25 protein-coding genes are annotated in these 21257 nt (G+C 48.4%); 7 read left to right on the top strand and 18 right to left on the bottom strand.

What is annotated here, in order from left to right; translation table 11 throughout:
• Positions 1–17: 17 nt before the first annotated feature.
• Complete coding sequence (locus GC178_11720) at positions 18–887, bottom strand: EamA family transporter (protein MBI1288232.1); 870 nt, start codon at positions 885–887, stop codon at positions 18–20.
• Between the two features lie 82 nt (positions 888–969).
• On the opposite strand from GC178_11720, the gene GC178_11715 reads away from it, so the two are divergent.
• The 4 genes from GC178_11715 (at position 970) to GC178_11700 (ending at position 3786) form a co-directional block, all read left to right on the top strand.
• The gene (locus GC178_11715) at positions 970–1188 is read left to right on the top strand and encodes a hypothetical protein (protein ID MBI1288231.1); all 219 of its coding nucleotides are present in this window, start codon (positions 970–972) and stop codon (positions 1186–1188) included.
• A 26-nt stretch (positions 1189–1214) separates the two neighbouring features.
• Positions 1215–1640, top strand: a complete 426-nt coding sequence (locus tag GC178_11710; protein MBI1288230.1) for a hypothetical protein — start codon at positions 1215–1217, stop codon at positions 1638–1640.
• Positions 1641–1698: 58 nt separating this feature from the next.
• Positions 1699–3129: an aldehyde dehydrogenase family protein gene (locus GC178_11705; GenBank protein MBI1288229.1), complete on the top strand. Its 1431-nt coding sequence runs from the start codon at positions 1699–1701 to the stop codon at positions 3127–3129.
• Positions 3130–3363: 234 nt separating this feature from the next.
• Positions 3364–3786 (top strand): hypothetical protein, encoded by a 423-nt coding sequence (locus tag GC178_11700; GenBank protein ID MBI1288228.1) that lies wholly within the window; start codon positions 3364–3366, stop codon positions 3784–3786.
• 7 nt (positions 3787–3793) lie between these two features.
• On the opposite strand, the gene GC178_11695 is transcribed toward GC178_11700, so the two are convergent.
• The 4 genes from GC178_11695 to rbfA form a co-directional block, all read right to left on the bottom strand.
• Positions 3794–4096 (bottom strand): hypothetical protein, encoded by a 303-nt coding sequence (locus GC178_11695; GenBank protein MBI1288227.1) that lies wholly within the window; start codon positions 4094–4096, stop codon positions 3794–3796.
• The gene (locus GC178_11690; GenBank protein MBI1288226.1) at positions 4093–4305 is read right to left on the bottom strand and encodes a hypothetical protein; all 213 of its coding nucleotides are present in this window, start codon (positions 4303–4305) and stop codon (positions 4093–4095) included. The genes GC178_11695 and GC178_11690 overlap by 4 nt, the downstream gene beginning before the upstream one ends.
• Positions 4306–4421: 116 nt before the next feature.
• On the bottom strand, positions 4422–5657 hold the full coding sequence (locus GC178_11685; protein ID MBI1288225.1) for an FtsX-like permease family protein: 1236 nt from the start codon (positions 5655–5657) through the stop codon (positions 4422–4424).
• 114 nt (positions 5658–5771) lie between these two features.
• Complete coding sequence (gene rbfA, locus GC178_11680) at positions 5772–6110, bottom strand: 30S ribosome-binding factor RbfA (GenBank protein ID MBI1288224.1); 339 nt, start codon at positions 6108–6110, stop codon at positions 5772–5774.
• A gap of 110 nt (positions 6111–6220) precedes the next feature.
• Here rbfA and GC178_11675 point away from each other — a divergent pair, with 110 nt between their 5' ends.
• Complete coding sequence (locus GC178_11675; GenBank protein ID MBI1288223.1) at positions 6221–8062, top strand: ATP-binding cassette domain-containing protein; 1842 nt, start codon at positions 6221–6223, stop codon at positions 8060–8062.
• Here the strand turns inward: GC178_11675 and GC178_11670 are convergent.
• From GC178_11670 to erpA, 10 genes are all read right to left on the bottom strand, one after another.
• Entirely contained in the window at positions 8059–8559 is a 501-nt protein-coding gene (locus GC178_11670; protein MBI1288222.1) for a DUF2480 family protein, read from the bottom strand. The two genes, GC178_11675 and GC178_11670, sit on opposite strands and share 4 nt — an antisense overlap.
• A gap of 340 nt (positions 8560–8899) precedes the next feature.
• Positions 8900–9226, bottom strand: coding sequence for a DUF59 domain-containing protein (locus GC178_11665; protein ID MBI1288221.1), 327 nt, complete (start codon positions 9224–9226; stop codon positions 8900–8902).
• Positions 9223–9666, bottom strand: a complete 444-nt coding sequence (locus GC178_11660; protein ID MBI1288220.1) for a SufE family protein — start codon at positions 9664–9666, stop codon at positions 9223–9225. The genes GC178_11665 and GC178_11660 overlap by 4 nt, the downstream gene beginning before the upstream one ends.
• A gap of 9 nt (positions 9667–9675) precedes the next feature.
• A complete protein-coding gene (locus GC178_11655; protein MBI1288219.1) occupies positions 9676–9972 on the bottom strand; it encodes a type II toxin-antitoxin system RelE/ParE family toxin in 297 nt (98 codons plus the stop codon).
• Positions 9954–10187, bottom strand: coding sequence for a hypothetical protein (locus GC178_11650; protein ID MBI1288218.1), 234 nt, complete (start codon positions 10185–10187; stop codon positions 9954–9956). The genes GC178_11655 and GC178_11650 overlap by 19 nt, the downstream gene beginning before the upstream one ends.
• 38 nt (positions 10188–10225) lie before the next feature.
• Positions 10226–11452 (bottom strand): SufS family cysteine desulfurase, encoded by a 1227-nt coding sequence (gene sufS / locus GC178_11645; GenBank protein ID MBI1288217.1) that lies wholly within the window; start codon positions 11450–11452, stop codon positions 10226–10228.
• Positions 11449–12666: a Fe-S cluster assembly protein SufD gene (gene sufD, locus GC178_11640; protein ID MBI1288216.1), complete on the bottom strand. Its 1218-nt coding sequence runs from the start codon at positions 12664–12666 to the stop codon at positions 11449–11451. The genes sufS and sufD overlap by 4 nt, the downstream gene beginning before the upstream one ends.
• Positions 12633–13397, bottom strand: a complete 765-nt coding sequence (gene sufC / locus GC178_11635) for a Fe-S cluster assembly ATPase SufC (protein MBI1288215.1) — start codon at positions 13395–13397, stop codon at positions 12633–12635. The genes sufD and sufC overlap by 34 nt, the downstream gene beginning before the upstream one ends.
• 108 nt (positions 13398–13505) lie before the next feature.
• A complete protein-coding gene (gene sufB, locus GC178_11630; GenBank protein MBI1288214.1) occupies positions 13506–14966 on the bottom strand; it encodes a Fe-S cluster assembly protein SufB in 1461 nt (486 codons plus the stop codon).
• 35 nt (positions 14967–15001) lie between these two features.
• Positions 15002–15331: an iron-sulfur cluster insertion protein ErpA gene (gene erpA / locus GC178_11625; GenBank protein ID MBI1288213.1), complete on the bottom strand. Its 330-nt coding sequence runs from the start codon at positions 15329–15331 to the stop codon at positions 15002–15004.
• A gap of 130 nt (positions 15332–15461) precedes the next feature.
• Here erpA and GC178_11620 point away from each other — a divergent pair, with 130 nt between their 5' ends.
• Complete coding sequence (locus GC178_11620) at positions 15462–17528, top strand: T9SS type A sorting domain-containing protein (GenBank protein ID MBI1288212.1); 2067 nt, start codon at positions 15462–15464, stop codon at positions 17526–17528.
• Positions 17529–17604: 76 nt separating this feature from the next.
• Here the strand turns inward: GC178_11620 and GC178_11615 are convergent, their stop codons facing one another.
• The 3 genes from GC178_11615 to GC178_11605 all read right to left on the bottom strand — a co-directional run bounded on the left by GC178_11615 (position 17605) and on the right by GC178_11605 (position 20680).
• Entirely contained in the window at positions 17605–18504 is a 900-nt protein-coding gene (locus GC178_11615; GenBank protein ID MBI1288211.1) for an SUMF1/EgtB/PvdO family nonheme iron enzyme, read from the bottom strand.
• Positions 18501–19715, bottom strand: a complete 1215-nt coding sequence (locus tag GC178_11610) for a hypothetical protein (protein MBI1288210.1) — start codon at positions 19713–19715, stop codon at positions 18501–18503. Before GC178_11610 ends, GC178_11615 begins: the two co-directional genes overlap by 4 nt.
• Positions 19716–19807: 92 nt before the next feature.
• Positions 19808–20680, bottom strand: coding sequence for a YicC family protein (locus tag GC178_11605; GenBank protein MBI1288209.1), 873 nt, complete (start codon positions 20678–20680; stop codon positions 19808–19810).
• Between the two features lie 91 nt (positions 20681–20771).
• Here GC178_11605 and rnhA point away from each other — a divergent pair, with 91 nt between their 5' ends.
• On the top strand, positions 20772–21257 hold the full coding sequence (gene rnhA / locus GC178_11600; protein MBI1288208.1) for a ribonuclease HI: 486 nt from the start codon (positions 20772–20774) through the stop codon (positions 21255–21257).

Below are 21257 nucleotides of genomic sequence, written 5' to 3'. Positions count from 1 at the left end.
CAAGCCGAACATTTTTGTCATTTAACTGGCTTTTGGACCAAATACACGCCTAACAGAATGATGAGTACTCCGAACAGTTGGTAGAAGTGTATGTTTTCCCCATCTATCACGCCCCACATTACGGCAAATACGGGTACGACATACGTGACCATGGAAGCGAAAAGCGGCCCTCCTGTTTGAATAAGCGTATTGAAAAGCAGCACGGCAAACGAAGTTCCGACAACGGAAAGAACGGTAATGGCCGAGAACGAAACTGGAAACAACTCAGCATCCATTTTCCCGAAAAAATCGGTGAACGACAGGTAAACCAAACACATCGGACCGATCCAAAGAAAAGCCGCTGAAGTAATGAGCGTTGAAGGCATCTTGGGCAGAAACCGTTTTATCATGTTCAGATTGAAAGCATAACACGCACTGGCGATGACCACAAGAACGGCTTCCCAACGAAGGCCTCCGATTCCTTCTGGACCAATGATCAGGATCAAAGCCCCGACCAGACCGACCAACAGCCCAATCACTTGCCTTGTCCACGTTTTAACTTTGAAAAGCAGAACCCCGAAAACGAGCGTGAAAATGGGAACGAGCGAATTGAGCATTCCCACAGGTGCGCTGTCCATGGTTTTCTGCGCGGTAGCGAACAGAATGGCAGGAATTCCGTTGCCGAGCAGCCCAACACTTAGCAGCACCAACCATTCCTGTGGCTTTATCTCGCGGAAACGCGGAACAAGAAATGGCATCGTGACCAGCCAGGCCAAGCTCATGCGGAGTGCCGCTACCTCATTCGGTGCAAAAAGGAGCAACCCTTTCTTCATCAGAATGAACGAACTGCCCCAGATGAATCCGATCAGTAAAAGGAGAAGCCAACTACGGAGCGTGGTGGTTTGCATGCGGCAAAGAAAGTGACAGACAGGGCAATTGTGACCGAGGTCATGAACATTCGGCCTCGGTTAATTGTAACTTTGACGCGAAATGAAATCAACAGCATTATTGGAGGTAGAAGGAATGAGCTGCGGTCATTGTGTGAACGCGGTCAAGAACCTTATCAACGAAGTGGAGGGCGTGGAAACAGCCGAGGTCGATCTGGCCTCGAAGACGGCAACCGTTTCCTTTGAAGCAGATTCAACCTCCACACAAGCAATAATTGACAATATCAATAGTTCAGAAATCTATAAAGCAACACCAAAATGAAAACTCAAATTCTCTCGATAGCGATCATGGCATCAGCAGCGATTTTCATGGGCTGCGGACAAGCAGGAACGGAAGCGTCTCATGAAGAAGAAACGGCCGTTGAAATGATGAAAGTGGAAGATATGCAGACCCCTACGCACTTGGCCGTGAAAATTGACGGCATGATGTGTCCGAGCGGCTGTGCCGCAGCCATCCAAAGCGAGTGCAGCAAACTGGCCGGAATGGGCGAGAGCACCGTCAACTTTGATGAAGGAAAAGGCTACTTCACCTTCGATGCAAGCAAATTGACACAGGCAGATGTGATCAGCTGCATTGAGAAGACCAACGGTGGCGACCATTACACAGTAACCATCGTAGAAGAAGGAGAATCTGTTGAACCTGAATCTGAGGAAGCTGGGGATGAAGTGGAAGCGTTCCGCGTGGTAAAACACGAGGACGAAGCTCACTCGTAAGAACAGACAATGTGAAATTGAAAAAACAGAAAAGGTCGCTGCGAAGCGGCCTTTTTTAATTTCGGACATTATGAAAGAATACCCATTATCGGTCGCAGGCAAAGAGGTGGTCACGGAGAATCACCTGAACGTGCTCGACCCATACAACAACGATATTGTTGCCAAAACCTACTTGGCAGGAAAAGAGGAGCTGGAATTGGCCATCAAAGCCGCTCAAGCGGTACAAAAAGAGCTTTGGGCACTTCCTACGCACGTTCGCGCGAATGCATTGGAGCAGATCTCGGACGAACTGCATGAGCGAAGAGTTGAGTTGGCCAAACTGCTTGCAGCGGAATGCGCCAAACCAATGAAGTACGCACAAGGCGAAATTGATCGCGCAGTGCAGACCTTCAAAATTGCAAGCGAGGAAGCCAAACGATTACCAAGCGAAGTGATACAATTGGACACCACTCCTGCAGGCGAGAACCGCGAAGGCATTGTCAAGTATTTTCCTGTTGGTTTGGTGGCAGGAATCGCGCCTTTCAACTTCCCGATCAACTTGGTGGCGCACAAGATCGCCCCAGCCATTGCTGCGGGCTGTCCCATTATTCTGAAACCCGCCTCTTCCACTCCACTTTCTTCGTTGGAGCTGGTGCGGATCATTGAAAAAACGGCTCTGCCGAAAGGCTCGGTCACGGTGCTGCCGATGAACCGCGAATCGGGCAGTCAGTTGGTGACGGATGAGCGTTTCAAACTGCTCACGTTTACGGGTTCGCCCGAAGTGGGCTGGGAAATGAAAGCACAGGCGGGCAAAAAACGCGTAGTGCTGGAACTGGGCGGAAATGCGGGAGTCATCATCTCCGAAGGAACAGACCTGGATAAGGCATTACCGCGATTGCTGGTCGGAGCGTTTGCGTACTCAGGACAAGTGTGCATTCATGCGCAGCGGTTCTATGTGCACCGTTCGCTGTTCGATGCATTCTGCGAGAAGATGAAAGCGGGAGCCGAGCAACTGAAATGGGGCGACCCATTGAATGCTGAAACAGACATCTCTGCCATGATAGATGAAGCCAACACGCACCGCATGGCCGAATGGCTGAAGGAGGCTACCGATGCGGGAGCCAAGGTAGTTTCGGGCGGATTTGAGAAGGACGGCATCTTCGCGCCCACCATCCTCACGAACGTGAAAAACGAACTGCGCGTTTGCTCGGAAGAGGTTTTCGGCCCCATCATTACCGTTGAGGCGTTTGATGAATTCGAACAGGCCATCGACATGCTGAATAACACGCGGTTCGGATTGCAGGCGGGTGTTTACACCGATAGCATTACCGAAATGAACCTGGCGTTTGAGCGCATTGAATGTGGAGGCGTTATCATAAATGATGTACCGACCTTCCGAGTGGATCAGATGCCGTACGGTGGCATCAAAGACAGCGGCTTTGGCCGCGAAGGATTGAAATACGCCATCTTGGACATGATGGAGCCACGCATTCTGGTGAAGCCGAAATAGCCGTTCAATTCCCAGATCCCGTCAGATAATTATGCTTAAAGCATACTGATCTATGTTTTAAAGTTTGTCTTCTATGTATTAGGCTAAGAACTCTATGCATAGAACATAGATAGGTATGTATTATACATAGATATGTTACCTTTAACCATAGTAATCTATCTATTCTACATAGATATCTATCTTTAAAGCATAGATTTCTATGTTCTAACCATACCTAACTGACACATTTACGCCATGGTGTACAGACGAAAGAAAGAACCGCCTACCTGGAAAACGCGCAACGCCATACCCGAAGGGTTCAATACAGCCCCTATTATTAGAAGCGCCATGCAGAAGACACGCGTCACGCAGGCAGAGATAGCCCGCAGAACGGGCCGAAATCCCAACACGGTAAAAGGGCTGCGCAGGCGCAGAAGCATACAGGCCAGCATTCTGCACGAACTCAGCATTGCCATCGGTGTAGACCTTTTTCGGCCGTTGAGCGACAACTTACCGGAGGAGATAAGGGCCAACCCTGAAAAGGACCGTTTTGAAGCGATGGAAGCCGAAAAACTCAGATTGGAACAGCAGATCGCGGATCTGAAAACCCAACTGGCCGATCAGCGCGAGACCAATGCCTATCTTAAAAAGGCGCTTGACGTGGCGGCCAAGGGGTAGCAGCGCATCAACCTTTGGGTCTTTTCCAATTTTCTGTACTCAATGAGGTGTGGAATACTGCATGTACTACAACCAGTCTCTCATCTTCCATTACAGAAAAGTGTACCATGAAAGGGAACTTCTTCAGCGGCAGACACCTTACTGTTTCGTAACGGTTTTGGAAGAAGGGGTTGAACTCCAATGCGACCAAAAACTCATTGAGCTCTGCCTCAAATTTTTCGCCCAGACCAATCGATTGCTCATCATAATAGTCAACTGCATCTTGAACATCCTGCAACGCAGTTGGGAGGATAATGATCTCAAAACTCACTTCTTCTTGAACGTGATCTGCTTACGCGCCTCTTTCCAAGGAATGGCGTTCTCAGGGTTCTTTTCATATTCGGCCATTCGCTCCCGAACGATGTTCTTCTGCCACTCAGGAATCTCCATTTCCTGCTCCACCTCCAGACCAAGGTTGGCAATGAGCTCCATGATGAACTCGTACTTCTCTTCAGGAACTTTCAAAATGACCTCGCGCATGATGTTGGATTTGCTATCTCAAAGTTAGGGAATCTGGTTCAGTAGCTGATGATGGAATGAGTCACGTCTCTACCGAACAGCAGGGTCGTCAACTTTTTGAAAGTTGACGACCCTGGTCACTCCTGCACGATCCGCAGTGCCTCTACAGGTCGGATGACCTTCCGAACTGGTAGCCACGCAGCAAGCAAGCCGATGGTTCCGACCACGAGGAAGACGTAGAGTACATCCAGCGGCTGAACATCAACAGGATATGCCTGCACAATATAATTTCCGCCTCCATTGAGTTTTACCAACTCAAACTGGATCTGCACGAAACAGACCAGCAATCCGAGCAGTAGTCCGCCCACTGCACCGATCATGGAAATGAACACACCTTCCAGCACAAAAATGCGCTGGATGAGCTGCTCGCTGGCACCCATGCTGCGCAAGATGTTGATGTCTTTTTTCTTTTCGAGGATAAGCATGGTGAGTGAGCCGATCACGTTAAAAATGGAGATCATGAGAATAAACGACAGGATCATGAAAACCGCCCATTTCTCACTCTTCATGATCTTGTATAGGATCTCGTTCTGCTGAAAGCGGTCTTTCACCACATACTTATCACCCAATTTTTCCTGTAGTGCTTCACGAACCGATTCCATATCGGCATCTGAGTTCAGCGCCAATTCAATCGATGAAACACGCCCTTCGTGATCCAACAATTCCCGCGCAAATCGGATGGGCGTGATCACGTAACTCAGATCAAAATCCTGCTGAATGGAGAACACACCCGTTGCGTAAATGTGCTTCACATTGAATGCCTTTGTCGGGTCGATGGTGGCACGTGTTCCTCGTTTTGGCACATACACTTCAAGCGAGTTGATGGGGTCATTCACATTCACACCCAAATGATACGCCACGCCCGCACCAATGATGGCCGAAGGCGCTCCGTTCACGTGCATGGCCGCATCGCCTTTCACCACCATGCTGTCAATGTCGGTGAGTTCTTGGAAATTGTCCGAAACGCCCTTCACACGGGCGAAATACTGCTTATCGCGATAGCGGATGAGGCAGCTTTCTTCCAGCGTTTCCACGTAGCCTTTTACGCCTGGTGTGGCAAGGATCTCATCCAACGGAATGGAAGTCAACTCCATGGTTTTCCCTTCCGCAGGTTTGATGACAACGGGAGCTTCGAACACATTATAAAGCGAGATCACCAGTCCTTCGAACCCGTTGAAAACTGAAAGCACAATGACCATGGCAGCCGTGACCACGGCAACACCGGCCACCGAAATACCCGAAACGATGTTGATCGCGTTGTGCGATTTCTTCGAAAAGAGGTAGCGTCTGGCTATGTGAACGGGAAGGTTCAAGGGTTACGAATTACGAATCTTTTACGAATATGACGAATGTGGTTACACCAACCCACACAACCTGACAGAACTGGATTCGCATATTCGTATTTTTTCATTCGTAATTAGTAACCCTTAATCGCCTTTCAGGAGTTGATCGATGCGCTCAATGTGATCCAACGAATCATCCAAATAGAAAATGAGTTCGGGCGCCACACGCAGTTCGTTGCGTTCGTGCGCCAGGTATTTACGCACTTCCCAAGCCCGTTCCTTGATCAGGTTGAGAACCACCTGCTTATCGGGCACAGCGAAAATGCTGAGGAAAACCTTCGCCACGCCAAGATCAGGACTGACGCGTACCTGTGTCACAGTTATCATTCCGCCTTTGGCGTAAAGGCCAACATTCCGTTGAAAATACGTGCCCAACTCACGTTGGATCACCCTCGAAACCTTCTTCTGTCGTGTGCTTTCCATCCTCGCAAAGGTAGGCATGATGAAACTCCAAATCGGAAATTTGAAAATTCGAAACTGAGCTAACGGCCAATTGCTAAAGGCTTGAAGCTTTCTAAAGGTATATTTGCCGTATGCAGAGCTACTGGAGCATTATTGCGCTTCTGAAAAATTACAAGGGTCAGGTGCTGACCGTGGTCCTGTTCAATATCCTCTCGGTCATCTTCTCGCTGTTCTCGCTTACAATGGTGGTTCCGTTACTTGGTGTGCTGTTCGGTATTCAACCCATCGTTACCGAAAAGCCGACATTCGCGTTCAACCCGAACCATCTCATCGACCTGTTCTATTATGAGGTGAGCAAGCTCATTTTGAACGATGCGGGTGAGATAACGACCGAAGGGCAAATGCATGCGCTGGTGTTCATCTGCGCATTTGTCATCATCACCTTCTTCCTCAAAAACCTGTTCCGATACTTGGCGCTTTACTTCAGCGCACCGCTGAAGAACGGTGTGGTCCGCGATATTCGAAATCGTCTGTATCATAAGGTGTTGAATCTGCCGATCGCCTACTTCTCGGAGGAGAAAAAAGGAGACATCATTGCCAAGATGACGGGCGATGTTCAGGAAGTGGAAACATCCATCATGAGTTCGGTTGAGGTGGTTTTCAAGGAGCCGTTCACCATCATTTTCTTCCTCGGAACATTGGTGGTTTGGAGTCCTCAACTTACGATTTTCGTGCTTATCCTGCTTCCAGTTACTGGACTCGTTATTGGTCGTGTGGGCAAAAGTTTGAAGCGTTCCTCCAAGAAAGTACAGAACCAGATGGGTGTGTTGGTCTCGTCCATGCTGGAGACACTTTCAGGATTGCGCATCATCAAGGCGTTCAACGCGATTGACACTTCGTATGAGAAATTCCAAGCGGAGAACGAGGATTACCTGCGCCAAAAGGTGAAGATGATCCGAAAGCAGTATCTGGCCAGCCCGCTGAGCGAGGTTCTCGGAACCATTGTCATGGTGATGGTGATTTATCGCGGTGGCTCGCTTGTCCTGAATGGAGATGGCCTCACGGCCGATCTTTTCATCGGTTATATTGTTGTTTTCTCGCAGCTCATTCAGCCCTCCAAAGCACTCACATCTTCCATCTATATGATCCAGAAAGGGATGGCTGCCGCAGAAAGAATCGACACGGTCCTGAACGCTTCGGAGACCATCCGTGAAAAGCCGAATGCCATTGGGTTGGAGAAATTCGAGAAAGAGATCGAGTTCAGGAATGTGAGCTTCTCTTACGAGAATGGCGTGAATGTGCTGAAGAACATCAACCTGACGGTGAAACGAGGTCGGACCGTTGCGTTCGTTGGTCCTTCGGGTGCTGGCAAGACTACGTTGGTTGACCTGCTTCCTCGATTCTACGACCCGACTGAAGGTTCGGTTTTCATCGATGGTATTGACATCCGCGATGCAAAGGCATGGGATCTGCGCGCCAAGTTGGGAATCGTGACTCAGGAGGCGATTCTCTTCAATGATACTGTCTTCAACAACATCGCTTTCGGGCTGAAAGGCATCACCGAAGAAGAAGTGATGAACGCGGCCAAAGTGGCCAACGCGCATGATTTCATTTCGCAGATGGATAAAGGTTATCACACCAACATTGGTGAAGATGGCGGCAAGCTTTCGGGCGGACAGCGACAACGCATAAGCATTGCAAGAGCCATTCTCCACAACCCACCGATTCTGATCTTGGATGAGGCAACCTCTGCGCTTGATGCCGAAAGCGAGAAACTGGTTCAGGACGCGCTTTTCAAACTAATGGAAAACCGTACATCGCTGGTGATCGCCCACCGTCTTTCAACCATTCAGTTTGCAGATGAGATCATTGTGATCGATGACGGGAAGATCATCGAGCGTGGTAACCACTTGGGACTGATCGCCCACAACGGGGTTTACAAGAAACTCTACGAAATGCAGGCGTTCGTCTAACGCTTAAAAAGCGGCACCGTACTGCAAGCCTCTCCATACATCACGCTTTTTGCAACGGGTGTGAGTTTGGAAACAAACTCCACGAAAGCCGAGGTTGGAACAGGATACTTGCTACAACCTTTCACAATTACGCGTTCGTCTTGGAATTGAGATAGATTGAGGTTTGAAAGTGCTTCTTGGTAAAGCACGGTTTCCAAGGTTTCGGAAGTTCCCATGACCACTCGTTTTGCAACAGGTTGAAGGTAAGTTGCAGCCAACATGCAAGCCCATTGCGGAACAATGGCATCTGCCGTGCATTCAATATTCACAAATGCATCCTGGTACTCACTCCAATCGAATTCTTTGAGTTGCTGTCGGTAGTCTTTCTCTCGGAGAATAAGTCCTTCAAATAGGAAATCTTTCAGGTCGAAAGTTTTGCGAGGACCGACTTGGTAAAGGTCTTCCAAGTTGAACGTGATGAGACCGCTTTCGGCAACCTTGTTTCTGATCGGTTCCATGGTCAGTTCAACAAAGATTTGAAACCAGAAACGACATACATGAGCGCAGTAACTGCTGCAACTGGAATCAGCAAATACAAAATATTCATCGAAACAACCGTTGGGGCCGCAGCGAGAAATGCATCCATTTCCATTGTATTGCACAGAAATACGCCAAATTGTGCCAAGGCCAAGTAGTACACAAATCCAACTATTAGGATAACAGTGGAGGCGAGTAGTTGAACCTTCGAGGACTGAAAATCAGCTTTACGTTTTTTATAATATCTGTACAATAAGAAAAGTATTGGCAACGCTGTTATCAGCCCATAAATGACACACCCTATTGCTTTGTCATCAACCATTACATAAAGCCAAGTTCAAGCAAAGCTGCTTCGCTCATCATGTCCTTGTCCCAAGGTGGGTCGAAGGTGAGTTCTACCTTGCCTTGCGTAACGCCTTTCACGCCACGGACTTTTTCTTCCACTTCGAGCGGCAAACTCTCGGCAACTGGGCAGCTTGGCGAAGTCAACGTCATCAGCACATCGGCCTTTCCATCAGCATCTACTTTCACTTCGTAGATCAACCCCAACTCGTAAATATCCACTGGAATTTCCGGGTCGTAAACCGTGCGCAACACATCAATGATGCGCTCTTCCAGTTGCTTCACTTCATCGTACGAAAGGCTCATGACGGGTTGTTCAGTTGGGTTTTGAATGCCAGCGCGTACAGCTTCATCTGCTTCACCATGCTCACTAATCCGTTCGAACGTGTTGGCGACAAATGCTCCTTCAATCCGATCTGGTCGATGAAGGTCATGTCGGCATTCACAATATCATCTGGTTTTTCGCCAGAAAGCACCCGGATAAGCAGGTTAATTATGCCTTTGGTGATGATGGCATCGCTATCGGCTGTGAAAATCACTTTGCTATTTTCCAGCTTGGCATGAAGCCAAACGCGGCTCTGACAGCCTTTGATCAGCAAGTCGTCCGTTTTCAGACTTTCCTCTATCAGTGGCAGTTCCTTCCCAAGTCCGATGATGTGCTCGTACTTGTCCATCCAATCATCAAAAAGCGAAAACTCCTCGATGATCTCCTGTTCTTTCTCCTCTATCGTTGTCAATGCTATCATTTTCAAAATTCAGACCGGTCGTGTTTCAGGGTCGCGTCTCTCATCCCAAACAGATAGGATGTGAATGATGTTCTCAGATATGTGGTAAGTAATCGCATACGTTCGTACAATCGCGTATCGAACATCTTCAATTTCCGTGGTCTTTCCAATTGAAGGATATTTTCCGATCTGTTCTCCCATTTCATCGAACTCATCAAGCAGTTTCTCAGAGTATGTGGGAGAACCATTCCGTTCAATCCAATAATCAAGAATGTTCTGGACATCGAACTTAGCCTCACCCGTCCAGATCACTTCTTTTTCAACCATTCTCGCAAATCCTCAATCGTTTCCTCATGCGAGCATACCTCTCCGTTCCTCATCTGCTCCAGTCCACGCATTACACGGGCGCGCTGCTCTGGTGTGAACTTGACCACTTCATCTTCAGCGGCTTTAAGCATCTCATAGACCGCTTCAAGCAACTTAGGGTCATCGGTCTTTTCCAACCGTTCCTTTATTCTTGTTTTGAGTTGTACTGCTGTCATGGCTTCTGATTTTATACTTAAAGATACCGAAGTCCGCTTTAAAACATTCTTTTAACACGCTCTATTCCTTCAACAAGTCGGATGACTTCTTGTTTCGTGTTGTACACCGCAAATGACGCGCGTACGGTTCCTGGCACTTCAAAAAAGGTCATGACGGGCTGCGTGCAATGATGTCCCGTTCGCAACGCAAGACCCAGTTTATCCAAGATCACACCCGTGTCGTACGGATGAATGCCATCCAATACAAACGAAACCAAACCCGCACGTTCTTTGGCCGTGCCGATGAACCGCAAACCTTTGATGTCGCGCAATTGACTAGTGGCAAATCGTGACAGTTCAGCTTCGTGTTGCATGATAAAATCGTAACCGATACTGTTGATGAAATCGATGGCCGCGCCCAATCCAATTCCGCCTGCAATATTGGGCGTTCCCGCCTCGAATTTGTGCGGAAGGTCGTTGTAGATCGTCTTCTCGAACGTCACATTCTTGATCATATCGCCACCACCCTGATAAGGCGCCATATCGTTCAGCAATTCTTCCTTGCCGTAGAGAATTCCGACACCTGTCGGGCCATACATTTTGTGTGATGAAAAGACGTAGAAATCGCAATCCAATTCTCGAACATCCACTGGCGTGTGGTGAATGGCCTGCGCACCATCAATCAACACAGGAATGTTCTGCGCATGCGCAATATCGATCATCTTTTTGATCGGGTTGATGGTGCCCAAAGAGTTGGAAACATGCACCAACGAAATGAGCTCGGTTTTCGGTCCGATCAACCGCTCGTATTCCTCCAGATCGAGTTCACCTTCCTTGCTGATCGGCACCACTTTAAGGTGTGCGCCTTTCCGCTCGCAAAGCATTTGCCACGGCACGATATTACTGTGGTGCTCCATGGCGGTGATAAGAATTTCATCGCCTTTTCTAACAAGGTTTTCTCCAAACGAACTGGCCACCAAGTTGATGCCGCCCGTGGTTCCTGAAGTGAAAATGATCTCGTGGTCGTGCTCGGCATTGATGAATTTCTGCACCTTTTTACGTACGTCCTCGTAGGCCGAAGTCGCCTCTTGGCTCAGCGTATGCACACCACGGTGAATGTTGCTGTTCTCGTGCTCGTAATAGTGGGTGATTGCATCAATGACCGACTGCGGTTTCTGTGAAGTTGCCCCGTTGTCGAAGTAGATCAGCGGCTTGCCGTTGACCTCTCTTTGTAGAATTGGGAACTGCGCCCGTATGCTTTCAATATCCACCAGCGTCTCGCTCATGCTCGCATTTCTTTCAGCTTCGCCTGAATTTTCTGTTCGAGAATATTACGCAATTCTTCGCTCGAAACGCTGTTCAAAACCTCGCCCGCGAAGGCCGTCAGTAGCAAAGCTGTTGCCCCGAACTCATCCAAACCTCTGGCGCGAAGGTAAAATACCGCGTCCTCATCCAACTGACCCGTGGTACTTCCATGCGAGCAACGCACGTCATCGGCATAGATCTCCAACTCAGGCTTCGAGTTCATAGTAGCATCATCGGTCAGCAGAATATTGTTGTTCTGCTGGTAGCCGTTCGTCTTCTGCGCATCAGGATGCACGAACACTTTTCCGTTGAACACACCCGTACTCTTTCCACCCAAAATGCCACGGTAGGTTTCGTTGCTATCGCAATGCGGCACGAGGTGATCCACTAACGTGTGATTATCGAACAATTCCCTGCCTTTCAGCATGTAGAAACCGTTCAGATGCGTTTCTGCGTTTTCGCCTTGCAGGCGGATGTTAAGGTTATTGCGAAGCAATTTTCCGCTCAACTGGAATGTGTTGGTGGTGAAATTCGCATCGCGTTGACAGAAAACCTCCGTAGTGTTCACCAAGTTTCCTTCGGTAATCTCCTGAACAATATTGAATTCAAGCTGAGAATTCTGCCCAACGAAGATCTCAGTCACATGATTGTGCAGCGATTTCTCCGAAGCATTCGAGCCCGTAAAATGCAGTTGGCATTTCAGCGAAGCGTTGTCTTCCAACTCGATCAGTAACCGCGTTGCCGCGAAGTTGTTTCCAGCATACTCAATCGCTTGGTTCAGGATCAATTCATCCGAAACCTGCATTCCCTTCTTCACGCGAACCACCAACACTTTCTCGAAAAGCGCGGTGTTCAAAGCCGCATGTGCTTCTTTGGTGTGAATGCCCGTGAAACCTGGCTGTCTGCCCTCTGGCATTGATGCCATCAATCGCGCCTCCACACCATCAACGGAATTGAAACTCACATCCTTGGCAGAAACCAACTCCAAACCGTTATCAAACAACCGCTTGATGTTGGTGTATTTCCAATCCTCGTGCTTCTTGGATGGAATACCGTTTTCGGCCAGAAACGCTTCGGCTTCTTGCGCTAAAACGCACTCTGCATCGGCAGCTTTCGCCCCTGAAATCAACTCAGATAAAATCGATGTTGTCATCGCTTCGCTCATGCTTCTGCCGCTACTTCGTCCTTGATCCAATCGTAGCCTTTTTCTTCCAACTCAAGCGCCAATTCCTTTGTGCCCGAACGTACAATTCTGCCGTTGTACAACACATGAACAAAATCAGGTACGATGTAATCTAAAAGTCTTTGATAGTGCGTAATGACGATGAAAGCGTTGTTCTTCGATTTGAGCTTGTTCACACCGTTTGCAACGATACGAAGTGCGTCAATATCGAGGCCGCTGTCCGTTTCATCCAAGATGGCCAACTTCGGTTCGAGCATCGCCATTTGGAAGATCTCGTTTCGCTTCTTCTCACCGCCCGAAAAACCTTCGTTTACCGAACGGCCAGCCAAGTTTCCACTCAACTCGACCAATTCCTTTTTCTGCTTCATGTAAGCGAGAAAGTCTTTGGCTTCGAATGGCTCAAGACCACGGTGCTTTCTGATCTCTGCCACCGCAGATTTCATGAAATTCACGTTGCTCACGCCAGGAATTTCCACAGGATACTGGAATGCCAAGAACAGCCCTTCGCGAGCACGCTCTTCTGGCTCCATGTCCAACAGGTCTTTCCCATCAAACTCGACTTCGCCATCGGTTACTTCGTAGCTCTCATTTCCTGCGAGAACGGAAGCCAACGTGCTCTTTCCAGAACCGTTGGGTCCCATAATGGCATGCACTTCACCTGGATTTACTTCCAAGTTGAACCCTTTGAGGATGTCCTTCTCCTCTACACGGGCTTTCAGGTTTTTGATACTCAGTAAACTCATTTTTCTTCTTTTACCACAGAGGACACAAAGGGAATTTCACAGAGTTCACAGAGATTTTCTCCGTGTTCTTTGTGCATTCTCCGTGAACTCTGTGGTTAATTATCATTTTTATCCAACGCTGCCTTCCAAGGAGACCGACAGCAGTTTTTGCGCTTCCACGGCAAACTCCATCGGTAACTTGTTCAACACTTCTTTACAATATCCATTCACGATGAGGCCGATGGCCTGCTCGGTGTCCAAACCACGCTGATTACAGTAGAAAATCTGGTCTTCGCCCACCTTGCTTGTGGTGGCTTCGTGCTCCACTTTTGCGGTCTTATTTCCGCATTCGATGTACGGGAACGTATGCGCCCCGCTCGTGTCGCTCAGTAGCAGCGAATCGCATTGCGAGAAGTTGCGCGCATTGGTCGCGTTCTTCCCAATTCGCACCAATCCGCGGTACGAGTTGTTGCTCTTCCCTGCCGAAATTCCTTTACTGATGACCGTGCTCTTGGTATTCTTTCCCAAGTGGATCATTTTGGTTCCCGTATCTGCCTGCTGGTAGTTGTTCGTCACGGCCACGGAGTAGAATTCTCCGATGGTGTTATCACCTTTCAGGATCGTTGACGGATATTTCCAAGTAACGGCACTACCCGTTTCCACCTGCGTCCAAGAAATCTTCGCGTAATCGCCCGCACATATGCCACGCTTCGTTACGAAGTTGTAGATGCCGCCTTTTCCGTTCTTATCGCCTGGGAACCAGTTCTGAACAGTTGAATACTTGATCTCCGCACCTTTCAATGCCACCAGTTCCACAACCGCTGCATGTAGCTGATTTTCATCGCGCTGCGGTGCAGTGCAACCTTCCAGATAACTTACGTAGCTATCCTCATCTGCAATGACCAGTGTTCGCTCGAACTGCCCTGTGTTCATCGCATTGATGCGGAAGTATGTGGAAAGTTCCATCGGGCAACGCACGCCTTTCGGGATGTAGCAGAACGAACCGTCTGAGAATACGGCCGAATTGAGTGTTGCGTAATAGTTGTCCGTGTACGGAACCACACTTCCGAGGTACTTTTTCACCAAATCGGGATGGTTCTGAACTGCTTCGCTGAACGAGCAAAAAATGATGCCTTTTTCGCGCAGCGTTTCCTGAAAAGTGGTCTTCACCGACACACTATCGAACACGGCATCAACCGCCACATTCGAACCTGCCACATTCAACAATCGTTTCTGCTCTTCGAGCGAAATTCCCAGCTTTTCGAATGTGGCAAGCAGTTCCTCGTCCACTTCATCCAAACTGCCGATCTCTGGCTTTTTCTTCGGTGCCGAGTAATAGATAATGTCCTGAAAATCGATCTTCGGATACTTGACATGCGCCCAAGTCGGCTCTTCCATCGTCAACCAATAGCGGAACGCTTTCAATCGCCATTCGGTCAGCCACTTGGGCTCATTCTTCTTGGTGGAAATTGCACGAACGATCTCCTCGTTGAGCCCTTTCGGAAGCTGATCGGCCTCAATGTCGATGCTCCAACCGTACTCGTATTCCTTCTCGGTGAATTCCTTCAGTAACGTGTTCTGCTCTGCCATCTTTTTGATAATTAGCTAATTAGCAAATGTGCTAATTAAACCGCGAAGCTCTCACCACAGCCACAGGTTCTGCTGGCATTCGGGTTATTGAAAACGAAGCCTTTTCCGTTCAATCCGCCCGAATAATCCAACTCGGTTCCGATGAGGTATAGGAAGCTTTTCTTATCAACCACTACCTTGATTCCGTTGTTCTCAAACACCTTATCGTCCTCTTTCAGGTCGGTGTCGAAGGTCAGTTCGTACGAAAGTCCCGAACAACCACCGCCTTTCACACCCACACGAATAAATGCCTCCATGGGGTTTTTACCATCTTCTTCCATCAGGCTTACCGCCTTCTTTTTTGCGCTTTCTGAAACTGTTATCATGCCTATCGACCTAACATTTTCTATTTAGAATGGTTCTAAATAGAGCGTGAATTTCACGGCAAAAATACCTCAATCGAGGTAGGCCACCAAGCTTTTGGTCGATTTGTTTGGAATAATTCTAAATAAGGTCATGCATTTGTCAAACCAATGTCAAACACCTGCTTTCTATGCATGCATTGTTTCCATTACATTCGGGCAACATTTACTTCACACCATGTTCAAACACATCATCATTCCGTTTTTTGCGGTCGCAACGATCGTAGCCGTATCAACTCAAATGGCCAATGGACAAACATTTGAAGACCGTAGGCAACAATACATCGACAGCGCTCTGACCAATTTCAATGGCGATGCCATTACAATTCAGGCCTACGAAGGTGTAACGGTCGACCAAGGGGAACTGGACAGTATCTATTCGGCATTACAAACACGTTCAACCAGCGATTTCACCATTGTTAAACTGATTCGCGTGATGATGCTTAGCAACGGAGCGTACGATTCGCAGATCATCCCGCCATTGAATTCTGTCCCATATTGGATCAATTACGAAGACACCGTCCGGAACTATTGGTCGGAGAACCACATGATCATGTGGATGAGTTCCGATTGGATCATGCACGAGTACACAGGACGCCCGGCCGATGCCACATTGGAAGCGCGGTTGAAGCATTACCTGCAACTGAAGATCGATTACGGATTCTACGAATTCTTCTCCTCCACTTACAGTCCATACTGTCTGAGCGGACTGCTGAACCTGGCCGATTTTGCGCAGGATCCACAGATAAAAGACATGGCCACACAGGCCAGCAAAAAGTTGCTGAAGGAGATCCTGATGCTTGCGAACGACCAAGGTTCCTTCTTTCCGGCCGCTGGCCGAAACTACGTCAGCAAGTATGAGAATCCGTTTGGGCAAAACCACAACAGCCTCATCTATTTACTTACAGGTCTCGGGCCCGCACCTTCAAACGCTTCGCACGCAGGCGGATTCTTGGCAACCAGTTCTATCGACTTTTCAGACATCACCGATTCATGGGTTGCAAATCTTGATACGATCATGTCGGTCGGCCACACGCTGGAGGAAGGATTTGTGATCAACCAGTCGATGAGTTCCGTTGATAAAACGGTTTTCCAATGGAGTTCGGGAGCCTACTTTCACCCAGAAGTGATCACGCAAACGGTGACGCTTTTGGAGGATTCAAATCTGTGGAATCAGGTGGATTTTTCCATTTTACAACCGCTGTCCGGCTTCCCTCTTCAACAGTACCCCAGCATTGCGGAAGGACTGAGTGCTGCTTCGAAAAGCACGGTGATCTGTGGTGAAGATGTGGCGGTTTTCAAGAACCAAAGCGTTACGCTATCTTCTATTCAGGATTTTTGGAAAGGGAAGGTCGGGTACCAGGAATGGCCCGTTGTGGCCAACGTTGGCGTGACCGCTGTTTTCAGTGCTTCTGGCCCGGTGACCGCTGATTGGAAAGATCACGACCATGACCACGCAAGCATGCACCTACCGTATGTGGAACAGTCGCATAACGTAGCACTCGTCATGTATCGGCCTGAACCTGTTTCTCCGATTCTTCCTTTTCAGGGAACGGATGTTGCGTTACATTGGCCAGACACAGCTTTCAGCGAAATTGTGGAAGATGGTCTATGGCTCATTGGCAAACAGGACGACAATTATGTGGCTGCCAGAAGAAGTTGCATTGGCGAGATAAACGGACATCGGGCATGCCCGACAAATGGCGGACAAACGTGGGTCTTTGTGGTAGGAAACGATGCGATGTACAGCAGTTTCAGCAATTTCCAAAATCTGGTCTCGCAGTCGCAATATGAAGAAACATGGACCACCGATGCAAATGGCGATTCGACCTACTACGCCAGCATCCAGTTCGACACCATTTCCATTGATTACACTTGGGGGCCGTTGGTACATACTGGAATTGAGGAAGCGACCCAAAACGAATCATTCCGTATGTGGCCGAACCCAGCCACGGAAACACTTACCATCGATCTTAGTGAGTTTGAAAAATCAGTTGCTATTTCTGTGGTGAACAACCTTGGACAGGTGGTTTACTCCAAAAACGTTGCTACCGTTCAGAACCAGTTCACATTACCTGTATCTGACTGGAGCCATGGCATTTACTCGGTCACCGTTCGGGATGAGAAGAAAGTGGCTACACAGCGGTTGGTGAAGCAGTAGCTTTTTTAACCACAGAGGACACAGAGATTTCTTTGTGTCCTTTGTGAAAACCTTCGTGTTCTCTGTGGTTGAACAATCAGAGTTCCATTACCAAACGGAAACCACCGTTGCCACGGTTATGATGCCAATGGTCGGTATTTCGATACCAGCGCAAACAGTAATCTGGCCCGCTCATCCATGATGCACCTCTGGATACCCGCAATTTTGCTTTTTCCGTGTTCACGGGATTGTCTTTCGGGCTGCGCTGATAGAACTTCCTGTCATACCAATCTTGGCAGAGTTCCCAAGCGTTTCCGTTCATGTCGTACAGTCCGAGTTCATTAGGTTTCAGCAGACCAACCTCATGTTGCTGATCGTTTCCATTTTCTTTGAGCCAAGCGACCTCTTCAATGTTGTTGCTTCCGCTGTAGCGATAACCTTTGGTCTGTTTGCCGCCTTGCGCTGCGTATTCCCATTCGGCCTCGGTCGGTAATCGGAATTTCTTTCCTGTGAGTTGATTCAGCTTCGCGAGAAAGTCCATCAATTGTTCCCAGCTCATATCGTTCAACGGGCATTTCATGCATGGAATTTCACTCGGATTGTAGCCCATTACAGCAATCCATTGTTCCTGCGTCAATTCAAATTTCCCGATGTAGAAATCGTTGAGACTGACCTCGTGGGCTGGTCGGGCATCGCGTTTGCCCTCATCACTTCCCATGACGAATGTGCCGCCTTCCACGAAGACCAATTCCAATGAAACCGTGTCGTTGAGTTGAATGGTTTCCGTTTGCGCGGATGCAGTAAAAATGAAAAAGGAGAAAAGGAAAAAAGTAGGCACACAGAGCCGCAGAGAAACAAAGAGATTTTCCTTCGGAAAAGAAATGGCCACAGAGACACAGAATGCGCAGAAATGACACAGAAAATCTTGTTTTTCATCTGTGAAAACCTCTGTGGAAATCTGTGTTTCTGTGGCTAAAAAATGTCTTTTCAAAATCATCTCAGGCCATTTTCAATTTCGTAGCGCATACCGAACTGAATGAACATGGCCAACCCGAACGGGCGGCCTTTCTGAACGCCTCGTTTCAAGTAATAGTCCTTATCGCCAATGCAGGTTCCTGTGCAAACGTTGGTGCAAATGAGACCATCACCACGCGGTTCCAGCGAGTATTGACGCAACCCATTGTAAGCCAATTCTGTACTTCTCACAAATCGCTTGTCATCCACAATTCCGAGTTTGAGCGCGGTGATCATCCCATACGCGAACATGGCTGTGCAGGAGCTCTCAATCCAGTTTTCGGGATCGTCTTTCCGAACTGGGAGCTGAAACCAATGTCCCGTTTTCTCGTCCTGCAATTCTGGAAGATGTTCAAGCATTTCTTTCAAGTAACCTGCCATCTCTTCCCACATCGGGTTTTCGCGTGGAATGAGCTCCAACGCATCCGAAAGTGTGACGTAGATCCAACCGTTTCCGCGCCCCCAGATCTCACCACTTACTCGCGTTGAGTCGTTCGGCCAACCCATCTGACCGCAGAAATAAGGTAATCCATCCTTGTCATTGGCATCCCAACCATGGCACCACATTCCCCATTTCTTGTCCAGCAATTTTTCGCGGTGAAGTCGCAACTGCAACGCAAATTCATTCAGGTATTTCTCATCGCCCGTGGCGCGATACATCGCCAACATGAACTGCCCGATCATAAAAACAGTGTCATCCCAAAGTTCCAACGTGGTGGGTAAATGAGAAACAGCACCTTCGGGCGTTCTGCGAACCTGCATGTACTGTTCGTAGATCTTGTCGCACTTGGCTTTGTAGAAATCATCGCCCGTTTTCTCGTACAGAAATGCCATTCCGAGACCAGAAGCAACACCGTTGGGGGTTTTGCCGTTGGCACGTGCTTTCGTCCGTTGCATGGCGGTTTCGATGTAATCGAAATACATCTGTTTCTCCAGTGAATCGGCCTGGTCGTAGCGCTTGACCATGGTGTTCAGAAAAGCGGCATGCTGCCACGACCACACGTATTTGGAAGCTGGCAAATACGTTTGCATGGAGAAGGTTTCCACACTATCGACCCAAGTTTGGGCGATGCCCAAATGCGAGAAAAGGAAAAATGAGAAAAGGAAAAATGTGCGAGTCATCGAGTTTGCGCACTTGTTACTCCCACAGAAGGGATGCTTGCTCAAATTCTTGAAGTAAACTGCAATCTCCATTGTCGATTTCCAGCTCAGCAGCTTTTATCAGTTCGTGGAGCTCAGCGATCGTCAAAGGTTCTAATTCTACATCCATGATTCACAGACTAAATTCAAAGCACATTCAGCACTTGCTCTTTGATCTTTTCGAGCTCGTCTTTCATCTGAACCACGATGCGTTGAATTTCTGCGTGATTGGCTTTGGAACCAAGCGTGTTGATCTCACGACCCATTTCCTGTGCAATGAAGCCGAGTTTGCGGCCTGCAGCCTCATCGGAATTCATGGTCTCCTCGAAATATTTGAGATGCGAAGTGAGACGAACCTTTTCTTCAGTCACATCAAATTTCTCGATGTAGTACATCAGTTCCGACTCCAAACGGCTTTCGTCCAACGTCACTTTCTCCTTGAGTTCCTCAAAGCGGTCCATCATGCGCTGACGCACGGTTTCGATGCGCTCACCTTCGAACTGTTCCACCTGAGTCATCAGCGTTCTGATGTTATTCAGTCGGTCGGTCAGGTCCAATCTCAATTCTTGCCCTTCGGTTGAACGGAATTCCTGAAAACGTTTCACGGCTTCCATCAGTACGCTAATGGCAAGGTCAATCTCTTCCTGCTCCTTCTCCTTTCTTTCCGATTGAAGCACTTCTGGCAACTTCAGCACATTCGCCAAAAGCGAACTCTGATCCAACCCTTGCTTGACGGCAGCACCTTTCAACATTTCTGCGTAGCGGTCGAACAACTCCTGATTGACTGAAAGCAACTTATCCTCACTCACGCCTTCTGCGTAAACCGCGATATCCACCTTGCCTCGGACCAACTCGGACGCAAGGTTTTTGCGCAATTCCATTTCCTGATCGCGGAGCGCGGAATTGAGCCTCAGATTGAGGTCGAGTTGTTTGCTATTTACCGAGCGGACCTCGGCCGTGTACGTAGTATGCTTATAATTGCCCTGCGCCTTGCCGAAGCCTGTCATTGATAGGATCATGGTGCGAAGTTAGTTATTGGTTATTGAGTTATTGGTTATTCGTTACCCCGCTCAATCACGAATAACTGTATAACAAATAACGAATAACTGTTTGGAAAACGCTCCGATAGTGATCTACACCGATGGTTCGGCCTTGGGAAATCCAGGTCCAGGCGGTTACGGAATCGTGCTTTCTTTCAAGAACCAGTACAAGGAGGTTTCGCAGGGCTATCGCCTGACGACCAATAATCGCATGGAGCTGCTGGCCATCATCGTGGCGTTGGAAATGCTGAAGGTCTCCGACCGCGAGGTGATCATCTATTCCGACAGCAAATACGTGATCGATAGCGTGACCAAAGGTTGGGTTTTCGGTTGGGTGAAGAAGGGTTTCAAAGGCAAGAAGAACGCTGATCTGTGGAAACGTTTTCTGCAGATCTATCCGAAGAATAAGGTCAGATTCCAGTGGGTAAAGGGCCACGCGAATATTCCTGGAAACGAGCGCTGCGATAAACTGGCGGTTGCAGCGTCAAACGACAAGAAAAACCACTTGGTGGATGAAGGCTATGAGGCCGAAAACACCGAAAGCGGACTTTTCTGA

Source organism: Flavobacteriales bacterium, assembly GCA_016124845.1.
GTDB lineage: Bacteria > Bacteroidota > Bacteroidia > UBA10329 > UBA10329 > UBA10329.
The sequence above is the reverse complement of the archived record's forward strand: the minus strand, read 5'-3'. Positions and strand labels throughout refer to the sequence as shown.